A 22,778-nucleotide genomic window follows, 5' to 3' on the forward strand; every position below is an offset into this window, starting at 1 on the left:
TGCTTCGCAAGAACCTTGCCCGATCGCGGTTACGGCTCTTAAGGTCGCGCCAACCGAATCGCATTCCCCGAAGGACCGACCATGACGCCGCGCAAGATCATCATCGACACCGACCCTGGCCAGGACGACGCTGCCGCGATCATGCTGGCCCTCGCCAGCCCGGAACTGGAGGTGCTCGGGGTGACCGCGGTCGCTGGCAACGTGCCGCTGGCGCTGACGGCGCGCAACGCAGGCATCGTCACCGAGATCTGCGGAAGAAGCGACATCGCGGTCTATGCGGGGGCCGACAGGCCGCTTGCCCGCAAGCTGGTGACCGCCGAGCACGTGCATGGCAAGACCGGCCTTGACGGTATCGATCTGTTCGAGCCCGCGAGACCCCTGGAGACGGTTCATGCTGTCGACTTCATCATCGAGACCCTGCGCAGGGAGCCGGCAGGCACAGTTACGCTTTGCCCGCTTGGTCCGCTCACCAACATCGCCACAGTCATTGAGCGCGCGCCGGATGTCGTTGAACGGATCAAGGAGATCGTACTGATGGGCGGCGGCTATTTTGAGGGCGGCAACATCACGCCTTCTGCCGAGTTCAACATCTATGTCGATCCCGAAGCCGCGAAGATCGTCTTTGGCACCGGTGTCGCCATCACCATGATGCCGCTCGATGTCACCCACAAGGTGCTGACCACTAGGGTCCGGGTCGAGCGCCTGCGCGCCAACGGCAACCGTCCTTCGGTGGCAATGGCCGACATGCTGGAGTTCTTCGAGCGATTTGACGAGGAAAAATACGGCACCGACGGCGGCCCGCTGCATGACCCCACGGTTATCGCCTGGCTGATTGATCCCGGCATATTTTCCGGCCGCTCATGCAATGTCGAGATCGAGACCGGTTCTGACCTCACCCTCGGCGCCACCGTGGTCGACTGGTGGAAGGTCACCGGCCGGACGGAGAATGCCTTTGTCGTCAGGGACGTCGACGCCGACCGCTTTTTCGATCTGTTTATCGAGCGCGTCGGCCGGCTTTAGAGCCGGGCATCGACTTCTCCAGAAAGCGGAATCGACGGCTGTGCGCCGGGTTTGAGGCAGGCCAGCGCGCCTGCCACGGCGGCGCGGCGGACAGCTGTGGCAAAGTCCATCCCGGCGTCGAGCCCCTGGGCCAGATAGCCGCAGAACGTGTCGCCGGCGCCCACCGTGTCGACCGGCTTGATTTTCAGCGATGCCACGTGCTCCACTTTGCCGTCTCTCGCCCACAGCACGCCGTCGCCGCCCAGCGTGACGATCAGGCATTGACCGGTTCTGGCATGCAACGCCTCGACTTCGTCGCGCGCCAGAGCGAGCGTTTCCGCCGGACGGCCGGACAGCCGGCTGAATTCGGTCTCGTTGGCGATGACGATGTCGGCAAGCGGCGCAAGCCGTTCGACCGCATCGGTCAGCGGCGCGATGTTGAGGATGCTTCGGACGCTCCTGGTCTTTGCGGCCTTCAGCGCCGCCCCTATCGCCGCCGCCGGGATCTCCATTTGCAGGACCAGCGTGTCGCTCGCCGCCATCGCCGCTACCGCCTGATCGGCGTCTTCAGCCGTCACATGGCCGTTGGCACCGGGAATGACGGCGATCATGTTCTCGCCATCACCACCAACAAGGATCAGCGCGGTGCCCGTGGGGCCTTCGATGTGGCGGACGCGGCCGAGGTCCGTGCCGGCGTCTTCAAGCAGGGCGAGCGCTTCGGTGGCGAAGCTATCATTGCCGACTGCGCCACACATCTTCACCGCTCCGCCGGCCCGTTGCGCCGCCAGCGCCTGGTTGGCGCCCTTGCCGCCCTGCGCCGTGGTGAAATCCGTGCCGGAGACGGTCTCGCCCGGTTCAGGAAGTCTCGGCGTGGTGGCGATCAGGTCCATGTTGACTGATCCGATGACGGTGATCATGGCGGCCTCCCTTGCTTGCCCGCATCCGCCATGTGGCAACCGGGCTGCGCTCGCAATCGTGTCGCAAGCTTTCTGTCAGCTTATCGGTGTGGAGAAAAGGGGTCAGTCGTCTTCATCGACAACACGCAGTTTGAGCGTTGAGGAGCGCGGTTCGAATTTCGGGCTCTCGCGTGACCCGGCGTCGGTCGTGGTCTGTTCCGGAGCAGGCGCTGCTGCCGTCCCCTCGCTCAGTTGCGCAAATTCCAGCGCCTCGATCTTTGCGCCGCGCCTGGTCAACTTGTCAGAGGAGGTCAGGATCAGGTCGACATCCTTCTGCGCCATCGAGAAATGCGCCTGCAGCTTGCGCACTCGGTCATCGAGCCGCGAGACATCCTCCATCAGCCGGATCACTTCGCCCTGGATCAGGTGCGCCTGTTCGCGCATCCGTGCGTCCTTGAGCAGCGCTTGGATCACCTGGATCGACAGCATCAGCAGCGACGGCGAGACGATCACCACCCGTGAGCGCTGCGCTTTGTGAACGATCGCCTCGAACCTCTCATGGATCTCCGCGAAGATCGATTCCGAGGGCACGAACAGGAACGCCGTGTCCTGGGTTTCACCGGCAATCAGGTACTTGTCCGAAATGTCGCGGATATGGACCTCGATGTCCCGGCGAAAGCGTTGCTGTGCATTTTGCGCCGCCTGCTCGCCGCTGCCTTCGGCCTCCGCCTCGCGCATCGCGTTCCAGGCTTCCAGCGGAAACTTTGCATCGATGACCAGGTCCGGCGCACCATTCGGCATGGCGATGGTGCAGTCCGGCCGCATCCCGTTCGTCAGCGTCGGCTGAAACCGGAACGCCCCCATAGGCAGCCCGTCCTGGATGATCGTTTCCATCCGCGACTGGCCGAAAGCACCTCGGGTCTGCTTGTTCGACAGGATCGCCTGAAGCCCGACCACATCGCGCGCCAGCGACTGGATGTTGTTCTGCGCCGTATCGATCACCGCCAGCCGCTCCTGCAGTTTCGAAAGGTTTTCGTGCGTCGACCTGGTCTGCTCGGTGATCGAGGACCCCAGCCGCTGGGTCATGCCGTCGATGCGCTGGCCGATGGATTGATTGAGTTCGGCCTGCCGCGCACCAAACAGCTCGGCCATGGCGCCCATGCGGCCCTGCATTTCCGATTGCGCCTTGAGGATCTCGGCGAGCCGTGCTTCGGCCTGAGCTGTTCGCTCCGCGGCATCTGCCTCTGCCGTGGCTCGTCTCCGGCTGGTGCGCGCCAGGCTGACACCGAGCCAGATCGCAATCAGCATGAGCGCTGCCAGCGCGCCAAGCAGGGTTTCGCCCAGCGTGACCATGTGGCCGTTGAGCTCGAGAAGCGGGGTTGAAAACAGCGTGGTGCCAGTCTGCATCGCCATGGCCTAGCTGATTCTCCGCCCTTTGTCAGATCAAAACGGGAACATCGTGTTGGTGCGATGTCGGTCACAGATTGACGCCGCGCGGATCAATGACTATTTCACCGCCATGACCATCAAGCCGATCATCTACCTGCCCGACCCAGTCCTCCGCCAGCAAAGTCTGGCGGTGGAGCGTGTCGATTCGGAAATGAACAGTTTCATCGATGACATGCTCGAAACCATGTACGACGCGCCGGGCATCGGCCTGGCGGCGATCCAGGTCGGCGTGCCGCGGCGGCTGCTTGTGATCGATGTTGCCGGCAAGGACGAAGAGCCCGATCCGCAGGTCTTCATCAACCCCGAACTGGTGGCGACCGGCGACGAGACCAGCGTCTACGAAGAGGGCTGCCTTTCGATCCCCGACTACTATGCCGAGGTCGAGCGTCCCGCCACGATTACCGTCAGGCATCTCGACCGTGCCGGCAAGGAACAGGTGACCGAGGCCGACGGCCTGCTCGCCACCTGCCTGCAGCACGAGATGGACCATTTGAACGGCGTCCTGTTCATCGACCACATCTCCAAGCTCAAGCGGGACATGGTGGTGCGCAAGTTCACAAAGCTCGCCAAGCAGCGCGTCACCGCCTGAGACCAGGCTTGGAATTTGCCGTTTGGCGGCTGTTCGCCTGCCGCGACCGTGTTTTGAGGAACCGCCATGCGCATCATCTTCATGGGAACGCCGGACTACGCGGCGCCTACACTTGAGGCGCTGCATCAGGCTGGCCACGAGATCGTTGCGGTCTACTCCCAGCCGCCGCGCCCGGCCGGCCGCCGCGGGCTTGAAGTGCTTCCGTCACCGGTTCACCGCATCGCAGAGCGGCTGGGCATTCCTGTGTTCACCCCAAAGAGCCTCCGGAACGAACAGGAGCAGGCGGCGTTTCGGGCGCTTGAAGCCGACGCGGCGGTGGTCGTCGCCTACGGTCTGATCCTGCCCAAAGCAATCCTCGATGCGCCCCGGCTGGGCGCCTGGAACGGCCACGCCTCGCTGTTGCCGCGCTGGCGCGGTGCAGCCCCGATCCAGCGCGCCATCATCGCGGGCGACACCGAGACCGGCGTGATGATCATGAAGATGGACGAGGGATTGGACACCGGTCCGGTGGCGCTGACAGAAACCGTCGCCATCACGCCCTGCATGACCACTGGCGAACTGCATGACAAACTCTCTGCTGTGACGGCTGAGCTGATGGTTGAGGCCATGGCGCGGCTTGAAACGGAAGGCCTGCTGCCGGTCACGCCGCAACCCGATGACGGCATCACCTATGCTGCCAAGATCAGCAAGGCCGAAACCAGGGTCGACTTCTCCAGATCTGCGCAGCAGGTGCATGACCATGTGCGCGGTCTCGCCCCGTCGCCGGGCGCCTGGTTCGAGCTCGACGCCGCCGGCCGCAGCGAACGGGTCAAGCTGCTGGCCACAGAGCTCGCGGACACCCGCCTGCATCAGGTCGGTCCCGGGACCGCGCTCGATGACCACCTGACGATCGCCTGCGGCGAGGGCGCGATCCGGTTGCTCACCTTGCAGAAGGCCGGCGGCAAGCCGCTCGCGGCCGGGGATTTTCTGCGCGGAACGCCGGTTCCCCAGGGCACGGTGATCGGCTGATGCCGCGCTACCGGCTTGATATCGAATATGACGGCACCGGCTATGCCGGATGGCAGCGCCAGGACGATCATCCTTCGATCCAGCAGGCGATCGAGACGGCGATTCATGGCTTTTGTGGTGAGACCGTCAGCATCCGCGGCGCCGGACGGACCGATGCAGGTGTTCACGCGCTCGGCCAGGTCGCCCACGTCGATCTCGAGAAAACCTGGCCCGAGGACACGGTGCGTGATGCCATCAACGCGCATCTGCTGATGGCCAGGGAGCGGGTTGTCATCCTGGCCGCCCGCCAGGTCGATGAGGAATTCGATGCCCGTTTTTCGGCAGTGAAACGTCACTATATCTATCGCATAGTCTGCCGCCGCGCGCCGCTGGTGATCGAGAAGAACCGGGCCCTCTGGTCACCCAAACCGCTCGATGCCGCTGCCATGCACGAGGCCGCGCAGCGTCTCGTAGGTCGGCACGATTTCACCACCTTCCGCTCTATGAGCTGCCAGGCCAATTCGCCCGTGCGCAGCCTCGAGCGTCTCGATGTGGTCACGGGCGATGCCGATGGTCTCATCGAGATCCACGCCTCCGCGCGCAGCTTCCTGCACAACCAGATCCGCTCCTTTGCCGGAACGCTGCGGCTGGTGGGCGAAGGCAAGTGGTCCGCCGATGATGTCGAGGCCGCGCTCGTGGCCAGGGATCGCAAGGCCTGCGGACCGGTGGCCGCTCCCCAGGGCCTGTATTTTCGCGCGGTCGAATATCCCGATCCTGACAGTTGAGGCATGCGGATCTTGGAGCTGTTCCCGCAAGAGTGGGAACCGGTTTCGCGTCCGGAATGGCGTGAAACAGTAAGCCAGGGCTTTTTCGGCCAGTCCGCTTTTCACCGGAAATGGTCTGGCTTGCCACGGGACTTGATCGAAGCTCGGTCGCCCGTCAAACCGTTTGCTGTCATCCGGTCCGGCACCGCGTGAATGGTTTGCTTGCGGGTCAACAGTCCGGATGGAATCGTCTCCAGGGCCAATTTGGAGCGAAATCATCCCTCAATGTTACAATTCCGAAAACTCGCAAACCTCGGTTAACTGAATAATAACATAAAAGACGGAAAGCTTCCGAAGCCAGTATCTACGCTCGCGTGGACCGCATGATGCCGTGCTGGATGTCTTCGACACAGCGAGACATGTCAACGAAGTTGTTCGAACACCGGGAATCCTGATGCTCATTTCGCGCAAACTGCCGCTTGCCGCCGCCTTGTTGACAATCATGTCCATCGGCGTTTCCAGCGTTGTCAGCCTTCAGATTGGGTCCAGTGCGGTTAACGAGAAGATCGTCGAGAAGCTCGAAGCTGTCGTTGACGGTCGTCGCAACCAGCTTGAAACCTTCCTCGCCAACCTTCAGCAGGACCTGACCGCAACGTCGCAGAACAATCTGATGCGCATGGCGCTCGAGAGTTTCAAGTACGACTGGGGCTTCCTTGGTAACGACGTTACCAACGAGCTGAAGCGGCGCTACATCACCGACAATCCCTTCCCGGAAGGCGAGCGCCAGAAGTATGACACCGCCAAGGATCCGGATGTCGCCAAGGTGAGTTCCTACGACCAGACCCACGAGCGCTATCATGCACAGTTGCGCGAGATGACGGAAAGCCGTGGATGGGAGGACTTCTACCTCGTCGATATGAGTGGCAACGTCATCTATTCGGTCAACAAGAACAACGACTATGCCGGCAATCTGCGTTCCGAGGCTCTCAAGGACACCGGCATCGGACGGGTTTTCGAAGGCATTGTCGGCGCCAATGTGACCGACAGTACGGTGTTCGCCGATTACACCGCCTATCCGGCAGCTGACGGTCGGCCCGTCGCCTTCATGGGCCATGCGCTCAATTCTCAGATGGGTATGGTCGGTGTCATCATCATCCGCGTGCCCAGTGGCAAGATTGCCGATATCATTTCGAACACTTCAGGACTTGGCGAAACCGGTGAAACCGTGCTGCTCAACTCTCAGGGCTACCTGATCAGCGACTCGGTCCGGACGCCGGAAAACGACAAGCTCACCGTCAAGGTCGACAGCGATCTCGTCGCGCAGGCCAATGGGTCCGCCGTGATCGTCGGTACGGTTGACGGCTACCGCAACATGGAGGCCGACGTCGCCATGACCGGCGTCAAGTTCGATGGCGCCGACTGGACCGTCGCTGCGCTGATCGACCAGCGCGAGGCCGGCGCCAGCATGGTGATGATGCGCAACGCCATCCTTGGCATTGCGCTGCTGCTTCTGCTTGGCGCCATTGCCGTAAGCACCTGGTTCTCCCGCTCGATGACCAAACCCATCGAATCGCTTGTGGAAAACATGCGCCGGCTTGCCGAGGGCGACACGTCGATTGAACTCGCCGGTGAAAATCGCAAGGACGAAATCGGTGAAATGGTGCGCTCCGTGGCCGTGTTCCGCAATGCCGCCATCGAAAAGGTAGCGCTCGAGCGTGAGGCTGACGAGACCCGCACCCAGACCGAAAAGCGGCGCCAGGATCGCGAAACCGCCAAGGCCGAGGAAACCGCCAGGATGCAGCAGGCTGTCGACGCGCTTGCGAATGGTCTGCACAAGCTCTCGGAAGGCGATCTGACAATCCGGCTCAACGAGCCGTTCATCGAAAGCCTCGACAGGCTCAGGGTTGATTTCAACGCATCGGTTGAGAAACTCAATGCAACGCTCAGCGACGTGAGTGAGAACATTCTCGGCATCAATGGCGACACCGGCGAACTGCGTGCCGCAGCCGACGACCTGTCACGGCGTACCGAGCAGCAGGCCGCCTCGCTTGAGGAAACCTCCGCGGCACTCGACGAAATCACCGCCACGGTCAAGAACTCCTCCCAGCGCGCCGACGAGGCGACCAGCAAGGTGGCTGAAGCCAAACAGTCGACCGAGACGTCAAGCAAGGTGGTGGCCGAGGCAATTCATGCCATGGGCCGCATCGAGGATGCCTCCGGCGAGATCTCCAAGATCATCAACGTGATCGACGAGATCGCCTTCCAGACCAACCTGCTGGCGCTCAATGCCGGGGTCGAGGCTGCACGCGCCGGTGAGGCCGGCAAGGGCTTTGCCGTGGTGGCTCAGGAAGTCCGGGAACTGGCACAGCGCTCTGCGACCGCCGCCAAGGACATCAAGGGCCTGATCAACAAGTCGGGTGAAGAGGTCAAGTCCGGCGTCACCCTGGTCCGCGAAACCGGTGAGGCGCTTTCGTTGATCGCCGAGCACGTGAGCGCCATCAACGACCAGATCAACTCCATCGCCACCGCCGCACGCGAGCAGGCCAATGGACTTACCGAGATCAACTCGGCGGTCAACCAGATGGACCAGGTGACCCAGCAGAACGCCGCCATGGTCGAGGAAACCACCGCTGTCACCCACCGGCTTACCAGCGGCGCGGCCTCGCTTGAGGGGCTGGTCCGTCAGTTCAACCTTACAGGCAGCCGCTCTGCATCCGTGCCGGTCCACGCCACGGCGTCCGGCTCCGCCAAACAGACCGCTTCACACAGGCCGGCGGCAGGCGCCAATGGTCCGGCAAGTGTCAGCGCCTCCACCGCCGGGTCGCGTCCAGTTCAGTCTCCGGCCCGAAACATGCTGAAAACCGTCGCCAGCGCTTTTGGTGTCGGCAAATCCAACAACTCAACCGCAGCGTCACAGGACGACTGGGAGGAATTCTGATGCAAGAATCCGCGAACAACAACGTGGCCAACAGCGGCTATCTTGAGATTATTTCGTTCCATCTGGGCAAGCAGGTTTTCTGCGTCAACATCATGTCGGTCCGTGAAATCCGCGGCTGGGCGCCTTCGACCACCCTGCCGCACTCGCCGCCGCATGTGCTTGGTGTGATCAACCTGCGCGGTTCGGTGATCCCGGTCATCGACATGGCCATCCGTCTTGGCCTGCCGGCGATCAAGCCGACCGAGCGCTCGGCAATCATCGTGACCAACATTGCCGGCAAGCTGGTTGGGCTTCTGGTCGAAAACGTCTCCGACATGATCACCGTTAACAATGCCGATCTCCAGCCGGCCCCGGATGTACTGCCGGCCGCCGAGCGGGCACTGACCAGGGCGATCATTCCGGTCGACGAACAGATGATCTGCTACCTCGATCTCGATGCGCTGTTCTCGACGGACGAGGAACTCGCCGCCTGATCGACACTGCAGAATCCTGATCCGAGCCATCCCTGATCCTTTCTCGATGAAGGGGCAGGGATGGCTTTTTAGCACCCGACGATGCGAAAGCCCGTCCGCTTGTGGAACCCGTGGTGTCAGCGGGTCAGTGCGCTGAAGGCGATTTCGGAAACGGTAAGGCCGGTCATCACCATCATCAACGTGATGAAGATGGAAATCATCAGGTCACCCTCGACACTCATCCGCACCACCCGGAAGTAGAGCCAGATGACAAAGGCGTAGACGCCCAGCGAGATGAAGGCGTTGGCGGTGTCGGAGACCGGCGTCAGATAGCGCAGTGCCGCGGGAAAGAACCCGATATAGGCCGACAGCAGCCCGAACCAGTTGTTGACGATAACCAGCCTTGGGGCTTTCGCAGAGATACCGAACAACTGGCAGACGGCCAGCAGCAGCAGTGCCGGAAGCACCCAGGCAGCCACGTCGAACCCGGTCGAGACGAGGAAGAACCTGAAGATCTCCTGGGCGCTCTCGGGCCGTGTTTCCGGCGCCGCGCGCCAGATCCCGGTCCACAGAAAGCACTGCACCGGCCAGGCCCAGAAGAATGCCCCGAAAGAGCGCCAGAAGCCATCCGCAGACAGATCGAACAGGCGCAAGCCGTCACGGTTGCCAAGGATCAGGTAGAACAGTCCGGCCAGGGACCGTCCGGCCTCAAGCCGCGATGGTACGAGGCCGCCTGCCAAGCTCAGCCCGCCCTTGAGCGCTGGCGTTCAAACCAGCGTTCGATGAAAAGCTCGTAGATCCCGGTCAGGCTTTCAAGATCGCTCAGCGCAACCCGTTCATCGACCATGTGCATGGTCTTGCCGACCAGCCCGAACTCGACGACGGGGCAGTAATCCTTGATGAACCGCGCATCGGATGTCCCCCCGGTGGTCGACAGCGCCGGCGTCCGTCCCGTCGCTTCCCTGACCGCTTCCGACAGCGCATCGATCAGCGCATCATCACGTGTCAGGAATGAGGGCGAGGAACGTTGGTCGAACTCCACAGTGTAGCGCACCGGATCCCGCCCTGGCCGGAGCCCCGCCTGTCTCGCGGCCCGTTCCAGGCGGGCGCGCAGTTCGTCCGCCAGGGTTTCGGCACTCCACATGTCGTTGAAGCGGATGTTGAACCGGGCGGTTGTTCGCGCCGGGATCACATTGGTCGCCGTGTTGCCGGTATCGATGCTGGTGATTTCGAGATTGGACGGCGGAAAACGTTCGTTTCCGGCATCAAGCGGCGGGTCGAGCAATGCATCGGCCAGCATGACCAGTCCGCGCAGCGGATTGTCGGCCAGGTGCGGATAGGCGACATGGCCCTGCACGCCGTCGACCCTGAGGGTACCCGACAGTGAACCGCGCCGGCCGATCTTGATCATGTCGCCCATCTCGGCTGGGTTGGTGGGTTCGCCAACCACGGCCGCATCCCAGCTCTCGCCCTTGGCTTTTGCATGGGCGAGCAGCTTCTCGGTACCGTTGATCGAGGGGCCTTCCTCGTCGCCGGTGATCAGCAGCGAAACCGAACCTTCGGGCGCACCCTTGCGCTCGATCAGCCGGGCCAGGGCGGAAACGAAGCAGGCGATACCGCCCTTCATGTCGACAGCGCCGCGGCCATACATCTCGCCATCGACGATCTCTGCGCCGAACGGCCCCTGCGTCCAGGCAGCCTCGTCGCCGACCGGCACCACGTCGGTGTGCCCGGCGAACATCAGGTGCGGCCCGCCCGAGCCAAGCCGGGAATAGAGGTTCTCCACATCCGGCGTGGCTTCGTCGGAAAAGGTCACCCGGTCATTGCGAAAGCCGAGCCGGTCGAGCATTTCGGCAAGCGTGGTCAGCGCCCCGCCCTCTTCCGGGGTCACCGACGGACAGCGGATCAGGGCGGCAAGTGTTTGAGTCGGATCGGTAAGTTTCATGCTTCGTGATTAGACGATTGGCCCGGCACTGTCGACTGGCGCGGACCGCGAGAAAAGGCCGCGTTCAGTATCCCGGTTGGTCCGGTCCGGGCCCATGCTTGTTGGGGCCCTTCACCGACGGCCAGAGCATGATGATCAGCAGCATGAAGAAGGAGGCCGCCGGGATCACCAGCACACCGACCAGAATGCCCGGCAGACCGGCATCATGCAGGCGCTTGATGCTCGTCACCGCGATCGACCAGGCGGCGAGCAGGAAGGAGAAGATGAAACCGAAGCCGGCCATGGCCATTGCACCGCTGTCGGGGTCGGCCTGGACCGCCGCCGAGACCGGGATCGACAGCACCGCTGTCCAGAACAACATGGTCAGAGCATAGGTCTTGCGCGACAGCCGGCCGTAAACGCTGAACAGAAGCCAGCGCATGCCGGATCCGGGCCGCCGCGCCATCAGCTATTCTCAGGCCCTGAGCAGTTCGTTGATGCCGGTCTTCGACCGGGTCTGTGCGTCGACCGTCTTGACGATCACCGCGCAATAGAGGTTTGGCGCAGCCGCCCCGTTGCCCATCGTGCCGGAGCTCGGCATCGAGCCTGCAACAACCACCGAATAGGGCGGCACTTCGCCATAGCTGATCTCGCCGGTCATCCGGTTGACGATGCGGGTCGACTTGCCGATGTAGACGCCCATGCCGAGCACCGAGCCTTCACGGATGATGCAGCCTTCCACGACTTCCGAGCGCGCGCCGATGAAGCAGTTGTCCTCGATGATGGTCGGGCCGGCCTGCAGCGGCTCGAGAACCCCGCCGATGCCGACGCCGCCCGACAGGTGCACATTCTTGCCGATCTGCGCGCAGGAGCCGACCGTGGCCCAGCCGTCAACCATCGAGCCTTCGTCCACATAGGCGCCGAGATTGACGAAGGACGGCATCAGCACGACGTTCTTGCCGATGAACGAACCGCGACGGACGATCGAGCCGGGAACGGCGCGGAACCCGGCGCGTTCGAATTCATTGGCGCTCCAGCCTTCGAACTTCGACGGCACCTTGTCCCACCAGACAGCTTCGCCCGGACCGCCCTTGATGACTTCCATCGGATTGAGCCGGAACGACAGGAGCACGGCTTTCTTGAGCCACTGGTGGACGGTCCAGCTTCCGTCATCGCCGCGCGAGGCGACGCGGGCTTCGCCGAGATCGAGCAGGTTGAGCGCCGTTTCCACAGCATCGCGGACTTCGCCGCGGGTTGAGGTGGAGACCGTATCACGGGCGTCAAAGGCGGTTTCGATCGTGCTGGCGAGAGCGGCCAAATCATGTTTCATCGTGGCGATTCCTTAAGGGTTCAACGTCTAGTATGGGCGGCCTTGGCCTGTCGGGCCGGCCCGCCGGCGCCGTTGCACATCTCCTAAGGGAGGCAGGGCGCGGGGTCAATTCCGGTCTGGCGGGCAACGTCAAACGGGAATTTGCAGATGAATGCCAAGCGCACAAATCAGGTATGGGATCCGCTGGCCGACAGCCGCGAGGACAAGCTCAGGGCCGACCGCCAGCCCCGGACCCCGCAAAGCATGTCGCCGGCCTACCGGCTGGCCTATGCCGATGAGGATTTTCTCTGCCGCGAGGAACTCAGGCCGGTCCGGTTGCAGCTGGAACTGCTCAAGCCGGAAATGATCCTGATGGAAGCCGGCATCCGCTCGACGGTGGTCATGTTTGGCGGCGCGCGCATTCCCGAACCCGGCAAGGAGCCCTGGGCCGCCAAGAACGATGTTCAGGCAAAGAATCTCACTGCTGCGGCCCGCTACTACAATGAGGCGCGGGAATTTGCGCGGATCTGTTCAAACCACTCGCTGACCACCAAAGGCCAGGAATACGTCATCTGCACCGGCGGCGGGCCAGGCGTGATGGAGGCGGGAAACCGTGGTGCCCATGATGTCGGTGCGGCCTCGATCGGTCTCAATGTGGTCTTGCCGCACGAACAGGCGCCCAATGAGTATGTGACCCCGGAGTTCAGCCTGAACTTCCACTACTTCGCCATTCGCAAGATGCACTTCCTCATGCGCGCCAAGGCGGTCACCATCTTTCCCGGCGGCTTCGGCACCATGGACGAGCTGTTCGAATCCTTGACCCTGATCCAGACCGGCCGCATGGAGCATGTGCCGTTGATCCTGTTCGGATCCGAGTTCTGGAACTCCATCGTCGACTTTCAGGCGCTGGCCGATTTCGGCACCATCTCTCCGGGCGATCTCGACCTGCTCAATTTCGTCGACACCGCCGATGAAGCCTGGGCCGTCATCGCCGCCCATTACGGCATTATCAGCGCTCCATGAAAAAACCAGGCCGGATGTGACACCGGCCTGGTTCCATGTGCGACGATCCTTCAGGATCAGTTGTTGTCGGCGGCGGCAGAACGGTAGAAGTCGGTGACGTCGATCTTCTTGTCGCCGTTCCGGTCGAAACGCTCGAACATCTTGGCGTCAAGCGAGGTGAACTCCTCGAGACTGATTTCACCGTTCTTGTCGGCATCCAGGCGTTCCATGCGCGGTCCGCCGCGACGCTCTGCCCGGTTTTCGCCGCCGTGGCGTTTGCCTTCACCGTGACGCTTGCCATCATGCTTGCCGGCCATCCGGCCGTCACGATCGCCGTCCATCTTGCCCTGGCGTTCGGCGCGGCGCTCTTCGCGGTTTTGCTGACGCATCTCCTTGCGCATCTCGCCGAAGGCCTTGAGCTCGTCCTTGCTCAGCGAGCCGTTCTTGTCGGTGTCGGCGCTTTCGAACATCGCCAGGCGATGTGCCGAGACTTCCTCGAGCAGGACAGCACCGTCGCGGTCGGCGTCAAAGCGTTCCATCATCCGTTCGATGCGTGGACCGTGGCGCGGCCCGTCTCCCTTGCTCTGTCCGCCTCCTTGTGCGGCCAGAGCCGGTGCGGCGGTGGATGCGATCAGGGCGGCGGCGATTGTGGCGAGAAATGTCTTTTTCATGAGAGATGTCCTTTTGTCGGGGTTGCGTTGCCTTCCACCCCAATGTGGCCACTCCCGCTGACGATCACCACTTAAAGCCCTGTAATGTAGATTAAACTTTGGAAAGGAAAGCGTCGGTCCAGCGCTTGCCGGCCCACTCTCGCCGGCCCCACTCTCGCGGGCTTTGCCTTGTCACGACACGATCCGGCTCAGGAAGGCTGCAAGGTCGTCGGTGACATGGTCGATATGGTTGCCGTCCTTGCCCTCGTGCTCCCAGACCTCGTCCAGCACCACGTCCAGATTGTTGGGTACGATCAGCACGGTTCGCATTCCCAGCGCATGCGGAGCCAGCAGGTTGCGCGGCAGGTCCTCGAACATCGCCGCCTTGTCCTTGTGCACGCCATGCCTGGCGAGAAACCTGTCATAGGTCTCGGGCGCCGGTTTCGGTTTGAGGTCTGCCGCGATGATGTCGAAGATATCGTCGAAATGATCGAGGATCCCGAGCGCCCGCGCCGTCCGCTCGGCGTGCGGGGTATCGCCATTGGTGAAAATGAACTTGCGGCCAGGCAACGCCCTGATTGCCTCTCCAAGCGCCGGGTCCGGCTTGACCCAGGAGTAGTCGATATCGTGAACCTTCTCGAGGAAGTCATTCGGATCGATGCCGTGATGCAACATCAGCCCCTGCAACGTGGTGCCGTGCTCACGATAATATTTTTTCTGGATGGCGCGCGCGTCGTCATGTTCAAGCCCGAGCAGCGTTCGGACATAGTGCGTCATCTTCTTGTCGATCTGGGAGAAAAGATCGATGTGGCGCGGGTAGAGCGTGTTGTCCAGATCGAACACCCATTCGGTCACATGGGCGAACGCTGAGGGATCGGGCAGGGCCGATTTTTCGTGCATGAAGATCTCAATCCTGTCTGAAGGGCATCGGTATGGTTCAACCTGGGACACCGGCGCCGTTTGTAAACAGCAGATTTACCTAGTCTGTATACCCGCTGTCAAAACTATCCTGCGAAGCATCGCCCGCCACAACAGCAGGAAGCGCCCACCATGCAAACGACCGGCACGCCGCCGACGGTTTCACTTGCGATACTCAGAAAGATGGTTCTGCTGACTGGGGGCTCGGTTGTCCTCTCGCTGGTGATCACCACGACGATCATGGTACTGATCGGCGAGACCGGTGCCTTGCCGCTGGCGCTTCCCATCGCCGGTTTCTGCCCGCTGCTGGTAACCCCTCCCGCGACCTATGTCTTTTGCCGCCGCACCATGGAACTCCAGGCCGCGAACAAGGCCTTGGGCGAAGCGCATCGCAACCTCTCCGAGGTCCATGCCAGGCTGAAGGCTGCCCACGAGGATCTCGAACACCGGGCAAGTCACGACACCATGACCGGGCTTGCCAACCGGGACCGGTTTCTTGCCCATCTCTCCGACCTCAAGCGCCAGTCCGATTCGGGCTATCTGCTGATGATTGACGCCGACCACTTCAAGCAGATCAACGACCTTCACGGTCACGATGCCGGAGATGGGGCGTTGCTGGCAGTGGGGCAGGCGATTGCCGGATCGATCAGGGACACCGATCTGGGTGCCCGGATTGGCGGCGAGGAATTTGCGGTGATCCTCCGTGGTTCAAGCACCGAAAATGCCACGGGGATCGCCGAGCGGATCCGCAGCAATGTAGAGGACATCTGTATCACCGCTGCGGACGGCAGCCAGCTGAAGGTCACGGTCAGCATCGGTGGAGCCCCCTTCGCTCCGGATACCCGCACCAAGGAGGTCATGCGCCAGGCCGACAGCCAGCTCTATCAAGCCAAGCGCAACGGCCGGAATTGTGTGGTCATCGCCGGCGGGATGACCCGCGCGGCGTAAGAAGTTTTCTTAACTCTGCTTCTTCTGCGATTGGCTTGCCGCGCCGGGTGCGCGGCTGCTAGATCCTTGATCCTGCCGTTAGTGGCCCGGCTTCGGTTTTGCAGGAAGGCGGGGCGTCTCATGTCTGCTTCCTGAAACTGGATCTGCCGCATCAACATGGAAACCTGGGTTCTCATAACCATTGCCGCCGCATTCCTGCAGAACATCCGTTCGGTTCTGCAGAAACATCTCAAGGGGGTGATGGGCACCAGCGGCGCGACCTTCGTCCGGTTCGGTTTCGGCGTGCCGTTCGCGTTGGCCTTCGTCGCCTTGCTTGTCTTCGGCGCGGGCTACCCGCTTCCCCGGCCAAATCCTGCGTTTTTCGGATGGGTCACCCTGGCCGCCGTTGCCCAGATTACCGCCCAGGCTTTTCTCATCCAGATGTTCAGCCACCGCAATTTTACGGTGGGCACCGCCTATTCGCGCACCGAACCTGCCCAGGCCGCGCTGTTCGGACTGATCTTCCTGGGCGACCGGGTCAGCGCCGGAACCCTTGCCGCAATCGCCATCAGCCTCGTCGGCGTTGTTCTGATCTCGGTCGCCCGCTCGGCGTCGGGCGCGGCCGCGCTGATGCGATCGGTCTTCTCTCGCACCGCGGCTCTTGGCCTGGCTTCGGGGACGTTTTTTGGTATCGCCGCCGTCGGCTACCGTGCTGCCTCGTTGTCGCTCATGGGACCGAATTTCATGATGCAGGCTGCTGTTACACTGCTTGTGGCGATCATTCTGCAGACCATCATCATGCTGATCTGGATGGGAATGAAATCCCCCGGCGAACTGGCTAGGGTTCGCGCCGCTTGGAAGATCTCGGCGATGGTCGGCCTCGTCGGCGCAACAGCGTCCTTCGGCTGGTTCATGGCGATGACATTGCAGACCGCCGCCGCCGTCAAGGCATTGGCGCAGATCGAAATGATTTTCACATTCGCCTCGTCGGTGCTAGTCTTCAAGGAACACGTCAACAAGCTTGAGATTGCCGGCTGCATCCTGATCGTAGCCGGCATACTCGTGCTTTTGCTGGTCTGAACTGCGGTGTGGCGGTGGCACTTTAACCGACGCCGGTTTCACAGCGAACAGGAACGGAAGAGAGTTATGCCCGCCCGGCGCCCGCAGATGATGAAGCCCAGGGGCCGCCCCCTGCAGCGACCGCTCGCCGTGGCGCTTCTTCTGCTCGGGCCGCTGATGTCCGGTTGCGCCAGCCCGCCCGAAGGTGTGCTGGCCCCCGTGGCCCAGACCGCATCGGACGCGACCGAGGTGTCGATCATGGTCGCCACCACCCGTGCGCCCTCCGACAATCCGGGCCTGCTATACTCCGGAGAGCGTGGCGCCCGCATTGATTTCAACGAAATTGTCGTCTCCATTCCGCCCGACAGCCGCCGCAAGATCGGCGAGGTCCAGTGGCCGAAGAAGATACCGCCCGATCCGGCGCGGGATTTTGCCACCCTCTCGGCCAAACAGATGGACTCGGTTGCCGAGGTGGAGGCCTGGTATGATCGCAACCGGTCGTCCAGCGGACGGTTGCTGGTGTTTGTTCACGGCTTCAACACCCGCTACGAGAGCGCGGTCTATCGCTTCGCCCAGATCGCCCATGACAGCAAGACCGACGCCACCCCGGTTATGTTCACCTGGCCTTCGCGCGGCAATGTCTTTGACTATGGCTATGACAAGGAAAGCACCAATTACTCGCGCTCCGCACTCGAACTGCTTCTGACCGGAGCGGTGGCCGTGCCGGAGATCAAGGAAATCACGATCCTCGCCCATTCGATGGGGACCTGGCTGACGGTGGAATCTCTCAGGCAGATGGCGATCCGCAACGATGGCATCCCGGCCAAGATCAGCGACGTCATCCTCGCCTCTCCCGATCTCGACGTTGACGTCTTCCAACAGCAGATCGTCGACATGGGCGCAAAGCGGCCGAAATTTACGGTCTTCGTCTCCAAGGATGACCGCGCCCTGACCCTGTCGCGCCGGATTTCAGGAAATGTCGACCGGCTTGGCCAGATCGACATCAGCAACCCGGTCTATCGCGAAAGCCTCGAGCGCAGCGGGATCACGGTGCTCGATCTCTCAGCGCTGCAGGTCGGTGACAGCCTCAACCATTCGAAATTTGCCGAGAGCCCGGAAGTGGTCAGACTGCTGGGTCAGCGGTTGATCGCCGGCCAGACCGTTACCAATCAGGATGTCAGTCTTGGCACCGAACTCGGCGCGTCCGCGATCACCCTGTCCAACACCGTCGGGTCCGTGGCTGGCGCCGCGATCACTGCACCGATCGCCATTCTTGATCCCAACTCCCGCGATGCTTTCACCGCGCAATCCAGGCGTTTCGGCCAGGGTCTCGGGGCGGCGGGACTGACACCGAACCTCTCCGGCCAGTTGCCGTCCGCGCCTGAATGCGATGCCGCCCAAGATTGCCGGTAGGCGATGGCGCGGGACGGATTGCGGCGCGCTTGGGCTTTTGTTCAAGACGCCGGCCGGACAGGCCCTGTCAGGGAACCAGAAGCGTGCCGGCGCCATGGGCGGTGAACAGCTCCAGCAGCACCGCATGGGCGGTCTTGCCGTTGAGGATCACCACGCCCTTCACGCCCCGCTCGATGGCTTCGATGCAGGTTTCCACCTTGGGGATCATCCCGCCTGAAATCGTGCCGTCGGCAATCAGTGCCCGCGCTTCGCGGACGGTCAGCTCGTCAATCAGCTTGCCGTTCTTGTCGAGAACACCGGGAACATCGGTCAGGAACAGCAGCCGTGACGCTTCGACAGCGCCCGCGATCGCGCCGGCAAAGGTGTCGGCATTGATGTTGTAGGTATGGCCGTCACGACCCGGCGCGACCGGCGCCAGAACCGGGATCATTTCCGACTTGGCGAGGAGGTCGAGCAGCGTGCGGTCGACTTCCACCGGTTCGCCGACAAAACCGAGATCGAGAACGCGCTCTATGTTGGAATCGGGATCGGTCATGGTCTTGTGCGCCTTCTCGGCGTAAACCATGTTGCCGTCCTTGCCGCACAGCCCGATGGCCCATTCGCCCTCGGCGTTGATCAGCGCGACGATCTCCTTGTTGATCGAGCCCGCCAACACCATCTCGACGATTTCGACGGTCTTCTCGTCGGTCACCCGCAAACCGCCCTCAAACCTCGATTCGATGCCCATCTTGGCGAGCATGGCGGCGATCTGCGGGCCGCCGCCATGGACCACGATCGGATTGACGCCGGATTGCTTGAGCAGGGCGATGTCCTGCGCAAAGGCCTTGCCGAGCGCGGCATTGCCCATCGCATGTCCGCCATATTTGACCACGACCGTCTTGTTCTCGTAGCGCTGCATGAAAGGCAGCGCCTCGGCGAGCAGGCGGGCCTGTGTGGCGGCGTCGCCGCTTGGAGTGTCAGACATTGGCGTGGCGTCCCGGTTTTGATTGCGCGCAGGCGACAAAAGGTCCGGCGCTGTTTAGCTCCAATCCGGCCCGGCTTCAATAACTGGTTCAAACATTGCGCCAGCCGGCCCGAAACCGTGCAACCCCGCCTGCAATTTCGCCGTATAGGGTTTCAGGATTTCAGGAAACTGCTATCTGTTGGGTGAACCTGCGGAGAAACCGAAGCTGTTATGAGTCAAGAATTACTCTCGGAATTGATCGCGCGCACCGCGCTGGGTGACCGCAAGGCGTTTTCTGCACTCTATGATGAGACCAACGCGAAACTATTTGGCGTCGCCCTGCGTATTCTAAAGGACAGGGCCCAGGCTGAGGATGCGATTCAGGAGGTCTATGTCCGCATCTGGCGACGCGCTGGCAGTTTCAGGGCGGAGCAGGCTTCGGCCATGGCGTGGCTTGTCACGATCGCCCGCAATCAGGCGATCGACCTGATCCGAAGCCGTCAGCCTGCGACGCTGGAGTATGACGATGCGCCGGAAATCGCCGATGCGGCGCCGGATCCGGAGGCCCGCGCGATGCTGAGCGGTGAAGCGCGGCGCATTGACGGGTGCCTGGGCGAGCTGGAGGAAAACAAGGCTGCCGCGGTCGTGGCGGCCTATGTGGAGGGGTTGAGTTATCAGGAGCTGGCCGACCGCAACGCGGTGCCGCTCAACACAATGCGAACCTGGCTGCGGCGCAGCCTGATGAAACTGAGAGAGTGCTTGAACCGATGAGTAGCGGTGCGCAAATCCCCGACGACAATGCCCTGGCCGGCGAATATGTGCTTGGCGTGCTGCCGCTCGCCGAGCGCCGCATGGTCGAGGAGCGCATGGCCCGCGACAGTCAATTCGCGGGGCTGGTGATCTCGTGGCAGGCTGATCTTTCAAATCTCGACGATGCCTACACGCCGGAAAGCCCGCCACAGGGCGTCAAGGCGCGGATCGACGCGCGCCTGTTTGCCGAAGCCGCCAGGCCGGCAGGCGGCTTGTGGGGCTCGCTGGTCTTCTGGCGCGGTCTTGCCTTTGCCTCGGTTGCCGCTGCGGCCGCATTTGGCATCTATACCAGCAATCTGGCAGGGCCTGCCGGTCGCGGTGCGCAGCCATCGCTAGTTGCCGAGCTGGGCGCTCCCGGAAGCTCCGTCGGCCTGATTGCCGCCCTCGACCCGGCGGACGGCGCCTTCACCATCACTCCCGCAGCGTTCTCGCCCGATGACGGCAAGTCGCTCGAGTTGTGGCTGGTGGAAGGCGAGGGGGCTCAGCCGGTTTCGCTGGGCCTGGTGCCGGCTGATGGCGGCCGCCTGGTTCTCGATCAGGGCCTGGTCAGCAAGATCTCCGACGGCGCCCTGCTTGCTGTCAGCGTGGAGCCATTGGGTGGCTCGCCGACTGGCGAGGTCACCGGTCCTGTCGTGCTGTCGGGACCTCTTGGCAGAAAATAATCCCGGCATCCGAAACTTTTTCCGAATGCCTCCCGTCTTCCTCTTTAACCGCCGCAGCAAAGATGCGGCGGGTGAACAAGGCCCGGATGATCCGGCCTGAAAACACAAAAGAGGCTGATTATGAAAAATACTCTTCGCTCCATTGCTGCAGCAGCAGTCCTTTTCTCCGGCGCAAGCCTGGCCATTGCCGCAAGTCATGGCGGAAACAAGATGGTCGGCGGCGCCGAAATGTTCCCCGACAAGAACATCGTCGAAAACGCCGTCAACTCTGCCGATCACACCACACTGGTTGCTGCGGTCAAGGCCGCGGGCCTCGTCGACACGCTGATGGGCGAAGGTCCGTTCACCGTCTTCGCACCCACCAACGCAGCCTTTTCCGCGCTGCCGGATGGCACTGTCGACACCCTGCTGAAGCCTGAGAACAAGGACCAGCTGACCAAGGTTCTGACCTGTCATGTTGTTGCCGCCGACGCGATGTCTGAAGCGATCATGAAGATGGTTGACGATGATGGCGGCGCGCATCCGGTCAAGACTGTGGGCGGCTGCATGCTCAGCGTTACCTACCAGGGTGACAAGATCATGATCGAGGACGAAACCGGTGCTGTGGCCAATGTCACCATTGCCGATGTCGACCAGTCGAACGGCGTTATTCACGTCATCGACAAGGTGCTTCTGCCCAAGGGCTGAACCTGAACCCCGGCTTCCCCGAGGCTGCGGCGTGGCACGCCACCCCCTGATAAAGACACAGGCGTGTCACGCCAGGCCGACCTCTCGCCCTTAGGGGCGGGGGGGCACCTCACAGGCAAGTGAAAACATGTGGTTGGCCTTTGTCCGAGAGCCACCCTAGGTTCAGATCACCAAAAGGAGAAACACGATGACGACGAAGACAGAATTGAGCCGCCGCGCGCTTTTGACTGCCGGCGTTGCCGGAGTGGCCCTGTCGGTGTTTGGCCGATGGACCCCTGCGACCGCGTCGGAAGGCTCATTCGAAATCACGCTCAGTGAAGCGGAATGGCGCGATCGCCTGACGCCCGAACAGTTTGCCATACTGCGCGAGGAAGACACCGAGCGTCCATTTACCAGCGCACTCAACTACGAGAAGCGAAAAGGCATGTTTCATTGCGCCGGCTGTGATCTTCCGGTCTATTCGTCGGAAACCAAGTTTGACAGCGGCACCGGCTGGCCGAGTTTCTGGGAGGCCGAGGACAATGCCGTGCGCACCAAGGAGGACCGGTCGCTGTTCTCGGTACGCACCGAAGTCCATTGCCGCCGCTGCGGTGGCCATTTCGGCCATATCTTTGATGACGGCCCGCCGCCGACGGGCAAGCGTCACTGCATCAACGGTTTTGCCCTGACCTTCAAACCGGCCGGCAATGACTGAGAACGGATGTGTTAAAGCGTGATCGCAAGAGCGATCGCGGTTCGCAGCTCGGAAATGCCTTCGCCCTTTTCGGACGAGGTGGCGATCACTTCCGGATAGGCCGCCGGCCGGCGCTTGAGCGCCGAAAGGGTTTCGGAGATCAGCCGTGGCACGCCCGCGGCCTTGATCTTGTCGGTCTTGGTCAGAACCACCTGATAGGACATCGCCGCCTTGTCGAGCAGGTCCATCACGCCCTCGTCGTTCTTCTTCAATCCGTGGCGCGAATCGATCAGCAGGTAGACCCGCTTCAGGGTCGACCGGCCGCGCATGTAGTCGAACACCAGCTTGGTCCACAGGTCGACCTGGTCCTTCGGCGCTTTTGCGTAGCCGTAACCGGGCATGTCGACCAGCGCCATTGGTGGCAGATCACCCTCATCGCCTGAATAGCCCGATGGAACGAAATAGTTCAGCTCCTGGGTCCGGCCCGGCGTGTTCGACGTCCGTGCAAGCCCGTTGACACCGACCAGCGCGTTGATCAGCGAGGACTTGCCCACGTTGGAACGACCGGCAAAAGCAATCTCCGGCGGCCCTTCAGGCGGCAGGAATTTCAGTGAAGGCACGCCGCGAATGAACACCCACGGCTTGGAAAACAGCGTCGCCGAGAGCTCCTTGGCAGCTTGCATTGCCGGATCTGCGGACAGTTGGGTCATCGCTCCGGCCTCCGCGC

General features: G+C 62.3%; 24 protein-coding genes. 14 read left to right on the forward strand and 10 right to left on the reverse strand.

The annotated features are described in order from the left end of the window. The first annotated feature begins 81 nt into the window (after positions 1–81). Positions 82–1,020, forward strand: coding sequence for a nucleoside hydrolase (locus GTW23_RS13740; RefSeq protein ID WP_252916168.1), 939 nt, complete (start codon positions 82–84; stop codon positions 1,018–1,020). Here GTW23_RS13740 and GTW23_RS13745 read toward each other — a convergent pair. Next, positions 1,017–1,916, reverse strand: coding sequence for a ribokinase (locus GTW23_RS13745; protein WP_252916169.1), 900 nt, complete (start codon positions 1,914–1,916; stop codon positions 1,017–1,019). The genes GTW23_RS13740 and GTW23_RS13745 overlap by 4 nt on opposite strands. Positions 1,917–2,018: 102 nt before the next feature. Further along, entirely contained in the window at positions 2,019–3,302 is a 1,284-nt protein-coding gene (locus GTW23_RS13750) for a DNA recombination protein RmuC (protein WP_252916326.1), read from the reverse strand. Between the two features lie 112 nt (positions 3,303–3,414). Between GTW23_RS13750 and def the strand changes: the two genes are divergently transcribed. From def to GTW23_RS13775, 5 genes are all read left to right on the forward strand, one after another. Continuing rightward, positions 3,415–3,933 (forward strand): peptide deformylase, encoded by a 519-nt coding sequence (def, locus tag GTW23_RS13755; protein WP_152010659.1) that lies wholly within the window; start codon positions 3,415–3,417, stop codon positions 3,931–3,933. Between the two features lie 66 nt (positions 3,934–3,999). After that, positions 4,000–4,941 carry a methionyl-tRNA formyltransferase gene (gene fmt / locus GTW23_RS13760; RefSeq protein ID WP_152010658.1) on the forward strand — a complete coding sequence of 314 codons (942 nt, stop codon included), beginning with the start codon at positions 4,000–4,002 and terminating at the stop codon, positions 4,939–4,941. Next, the gene (truA, locus tag GTW23_RS13765) at positions 4,941–5,705 is read left to right on the forward strand and encodes a tRNA pseudouridine(38-40) synthase TruA (RefSeq protein WP_152010657.1); all 765 of its coding nucleotides are present in this window, start codon (positions 4,941–4,943) and stop codon (positions 5,703–5,705) included. The genes fmt and truA overlap by 1 nt, the downstream gene beginning before the upstream one ends. Positions 5,706–6,138: 433 nt before the next feature. Beyond that, positions 6,139–8,622, forward strand: coding sequence for a methyl-accepting chemotaxis protein (locus tag GTW23_RS13770; protein WP_252916170.1), 2,484 nt, complete (start codon positions 6,139–6,141; stop codon positions 8,620–8,622). Continuing rightward, positions 8,622–9,095, forward strand: coding sequence for a chemotaxis protein CheW (locus tag GTW23_RS13775; RefSeq protein WP_152010656.1), 474 nt, complete (start codon positions 8,622–8,624; stop codon positions 9,093–9,095). Before GTW23_RS13770 ends, GTW23_RS13775 begins: the two co-directional genes overlap by 1 nt. A gap of 116 nt (positions 9,096–9,211) precedes the next feature. Here GTW23_RS13775 and GTW23_RS13780 read toward each other — a convergent pair whose 3' ends face one another. The 4 genes from GTW23_RS13780 to dapD form a co-directional block, all read right to left on the reverse strand. Further along, on the reverse strand, positions 9,212–9,814 hold the full coding sequence (locus GTW23_RS13780; RefSeq protein ID WP_252916171.1) for a hypothetical protein: 603 nt from the start codon (positions 9,812–9,814) through the stop codon (positions 9,212–9,214). A gap of 2 nt (positions 9,815–9,816) precedes the next feature. Continuing rightward, positions 9,817–11,019 carry a succinyl-diaminopimelate desuccinylase gene (dapE, locus tag GTW23_RS13785; RefSeq protein WP_252916172.1) on the reverse strand — a complete coding sequence of 401 codons (1,203 nt, stop codon included), beginning with the start codon at positions 11,017–11,019 and terminating at the stop codon, positions 9,817–9,819. 64 nt (positions 11,020–11,083) lie between these two features. Then, a complete protein-coding gene (locus GTW23_RS13790) occupies positions 11,084–11,440 on the reverse strand; it encodes a DUF805 domain-containing protein (RefSeq protein WP_252916173.1) in 357 nt (118 codons plus the stop codon). Between the two features lie 33 nt (positions 11,441–11,473). After that, a complete protein-coding gene (gene dapD, locus GTW23_RS13795) occupies positions 11,474–12,328 on the reverse strand; it encodes a 2,3,4,5-tetrahydropyridine-2,6-dicarboxylate N-succinyltransferase (protein ID WP_152010652.1) in 855 nt (284 codons plus the stop codon). A 147-nt stretch (positions 12,329–12,475) separates the two neighbouring features. On the opposite strand from dapD, the gene GTW23_RS13800 reads away from it, so the two are divergent. After that, positions 12,476–13,330, forward strand: a complete 855-nt coding sequence (locus GTW23_RS13800; RefSeq protein ID WP_152010651.1) for an LOG family protein — start codon at positions 12,476–12,478, stop codon at positions 13,328–13,330. A gap of 56 nt (positions 13,331–13,386) precedes the next feature. On the opposite strand, the gene GTW23_RS13805 is transcribed toward GTW23_RS13800, so the two are convergent. Both GTW23_RS13805 and GTW23_RS13810 read right to left on the reverse strand, forming a co-directional pair. Further along, the gene (locus GTW23_RS13805) at positions 13,387–13,980 is read right to left on the reverse strand and encodes a hypothetical protein (protein WP_152010650.1); all 594 of its coding nucleotides are present in this window, start codon (positions 13,978–13,980) and stop codon (positions 13,387–13,389) included. Between the two features lie 171 nt (positions 13,981–14,151). Further along, complete coding sequence (locus tag GTW23_RS13810; protein WP_152010649.1) at positions 14,152–14,859, reverse strand: pyrimidine 5'-nucleotidase; 708 nt, start codon at positions 14,857–14,859, stop codon at positions 14,152–14,154. Between the two features lie 150 nt (positions 14,860–15,009). Here GTW23_RS13810 and GTW23_RS13815 point away from each other — a divergent pair, with 150 nt between their 5' ends. The 3 genes from GTW23_RS13815 (at position 15,010) to GTW23_RS13825 (ending at position 18,276) form a co-directional block, all read left to right on the forward strand. Next, the gene (locus tag GTW23_RS13815) at positions 15,010–15,825 is read left to right on the forward strand and encodes a GGDEF domain-containing protein (protein ID WP_252916174.1); all 816 of its coding nucleotides are present in this window, start codon (positions 15,010–15,012) and stop codon (positions 15,823–15,825) included. A 156-nt stretch (positions 15,826–15,981) separates the two neighbouring features. Further along, positions 15,982–16,884, forward strand: coding sequence for a DMT family transporter (locus GTW23_RS13820; RefSeq protein ID WP_252916175.1), 903 nt, complete (start codon positions 15,982–15,984; stop codon positions 16,882–16,884). A gap of 87 nt (positions 16,885–16,971) precedes the next feature. Then, entirely contained in the window at positions 16,972–18,276 is a 1,305-nt protein-coding gene (locus GTW23_RS13825) for an alpha/beta hydrolase (RefSeq protein ID WP_152010646.1), read from the forward strand. A gap of 67 nt (positions 18,277–18,343) precedes the next feature. On the opposite strand, the gene argB is transcribed toward GTW23_RS13825, so the two are convergent. After that, a complete protein-coding gene (gene argB / locus GTW23_RS13830; protein ID WP_152010645.1) occupies positions 18,344–19,240 on the reverse strand; it encodes an acetylglutamate kinase in 897 nt (298 codons plus the stop codon). A gap of 210 nt (positions 19,241–19,450) precedes the next feature. On the opposite strand from argB, the gene GTW23_RS13835 reads away from it, so the two are divergent. From GTW23_RS13835 to msrB, 4 genes are all read left to right on the forward strand, one after another. Continuing rightward, positions 19,451–19,990, forward strand: coding sequence for a sigma-70 family RNA polymerase sigma factor (locus tag GTW23_RS13835; RefSeq protein ID WP_152010644.1), 540 nt, complete (start codon positions 19,451–19,453; stop codon positions 19,988–19,990). Further along, on the forward strand, positions 19,987–20,691 hold the full coding sequence (locus GTW23_RS13840; protein WP_252916176.1) for an anti-sigma factor: 705 nt from the start codon (positions 19,987–19,989) through the stop codon (positions 20,689–20,691). Before GTW23_RS13835 ends, GTW23_RS13840 begins: the two co-directional genes overlap by 4 nt. 120 nt (positions 20,692–20,811) lie before the next feature. Then, a complete protein-coding gene (locus tag GTW23_RS13845; protein WP_152010642.1) occupies positions 20,812–21,378 on the forward strand; it encodes a fasciclin domain-containing protein in 567 nt (188 codons plus the stop codon). Positions 21,379–21,565: 187 nt separating this feature from the next. Beyond that, complete coding sequence (gene msrB, locus GTW23_RS13850; RefSeq protein ID WP_252916177.1) at positions 21,566–22,072, forward strand: peptide-methionine (R)-S-oxide reductase MsrB; 507 nt, start codon at positions 21,566–21,568, stop codon at positions 22,070–22,072. A gap of 11 nt (positions 22,073–22,083) precedes the next feature. Here the strand turns inward: msrB and yihA are convergent, their stop codons facing one another. Continuing rightward, on the reverse strand, positions 22,084–22,734 hold the full coding sequence (yihA, locus tag GTW23_RS13855) for a ribosome biogenesis GTP-binding protein YihA/YsxC (protein WP_382266268.1): 651 nt from the start codon (positions 22,732–22,734) through the stop codon (positions 22,084–22,086). Positions 22,735–22,778: the final 44 nt, after the last annotated feature.

It is taken from the genome of Parahoeflea alexandrii (assembly GCF_024105735.1).
GTDB classification, from domain to species: domain Bacteria; phylum Pseudomonadota; class Alphaproteobacteria; order Rhizobiales; family Rhizobiaceae; genus Hoeflea; species Hoeflea alexandrii.

Bases quoted from the DNA above. Each gene is read 5' to 3' on its own strand.
- GTW23_RS13740 (WP_252916168.1), top strand. From the start codon at position 82: ATGACGCCGCGCAAGATCATCATCGACACCGACCCTGGCCAGGACGAC.
- GTW23_RS13745 (WP_252916169.1), bottom strand. From the start codon at position 1,916: ATGATCACCGTCATCGGATCAGTCAACATGGACCTGATCGCCACCACG.
- GTW23_RS13750 (WP_252916326.1), bottom strand. From the start codon at position 3,302: ATGCAGACTGGCACCACGCTGTTTTCAACCCCGCTTCTCGAGCTCAAC.
- def (WP_152010659.1), top strand. From the start codon at position 3,415: ATGACCATCAAGCCGATCATCTACCTGCCCGACCCAGTCCTCCGCCAG.
- fmt (WP_152010658.1), top strand. From the start codon at position 4,000: ATGCGCATCATCTTCATGGGAACGCCGGACTACGCGGCGCCTACACTT.
- truA (WP_152010657.1), top strand. From the start codon at position 4,941: ATGCCGCGCTACCGGCTTGATATCGAATATGACGGCACCGGCTATGCC.
- GTW23_RS13770 (WP_252916170.1), top strand. From the start codon at position 6,139: ATGCTCATTTCGCGCAAACTGCCGCTTGCCGCCGCCTTGTTGACAATC.
- GTW23_RS13775 (WP_152010656.1), top strand. From the start codon at position 8,622: ATGCAAGAATCCGCGAACAACAACGTGGCCAACAGCGGCTATCTTGAG.
- dapE (WP_252916172.1), bottom strand. From the start codon at position 11,019: ATGAAACTTACCGATCCGACTCAAACACTTGCCGCCCTGATCCGCTGT.
- GTW23_RS13790 (WP_252916173.1), bottom strand. From the start codon at position 11,440: ATGCGCTGGCTTCTGTTCAGCGTTTACGGCCGGCTGTCGCGCAAGACC.
- dapD (WP_152010652.1), bottom strand. From the start codon at position 12,328: ATGAAACATGATTTGGCCGCTCTCGCCAGCACGATCGAAACCGCCTTT.
- GTW23_RS13800 (WP_152010651.1), top strand. From the start codon at position 12,476: ATGAATGCCAAGCGCACAAATCAGGTATGGGATCCGCTGGCCGACAGC.
- GTW23_RS13805 (WP_152010650.1), bottom strand. From the start codon at position 13,980: ATGAAAAAGACATTTCTCGCCACAATCGCCGCCGCCCTGATCGCATCC.
- GTW23_RS13810 (WP_152010649.1), bottom strand. From the start codon at position 14,859: ATGCACGAAAAATCGGCCCTGCCCGATCCCTCAGCGTTCGCCCATGTG.
- GTW23_RS13815 (WP_252916174.1), top strand. From the start codon at position 15,010: ATGCAAACGACCGGCACGCCGCCGACGGTTTCACTTGCGATACTCAGA.
- GTW23_RS13820 (WP_252916175.1), top strand. From the start codon at position 15,982: ATGGAAACCTGGGTTCTCATAACCATTGCCGCCGCATTCCTGCAGAAC.
- GTW23_RS13825 (WP_152010646.1), top strand. From the start codon at position 16,972: ATGATGAAGCCCAGGGGCCGCCCCCTGCAGCGACCGCTCGCCGTGGCG.
- argB (WP_152010645.1), bottom strand. From the start codon at position 19,240: ATGTCTGACACTCCAAGCGGCGACGCCGCCACACAGGCCCGCCTGCTC.
- GTW23_RS13835 (WP_152010644.1), top strand. From the start codon at position 19,451: ATGAGTCAAGAATTACTCTCGGAATTGATCGCGCGCACCGCGCTGGGT.
- GTW23_RS13840 (WP_252916176.1), top strand. From the start codon at position 19,987: ATGAGTAGCGGTGCGCAAATCCCCGACGACAATGCCCTGGCCGGCGAA.
- GTW23_RS13845 (WP_152010642.1), top strand. From the start codon at position 20,812: ATGAAAAATACTCTTCGCTCCATTGCTGCAGCAGCAGTCCTTTTCTCC.
- msrB (WP_252916177.1), top strand. From the start codon at position 21,566: ATGACGACGAAGACAGAATTGAGCCGCCGCGCGCTTTTGACTGCCGGC.
- yihA (WP_382266268.1), bottom strand. From the start codon at position 22,734: ATGCAAGCTGCCAAGGAGCTCTCGGCGACGCTGTTTTCCAAGCCGTGG.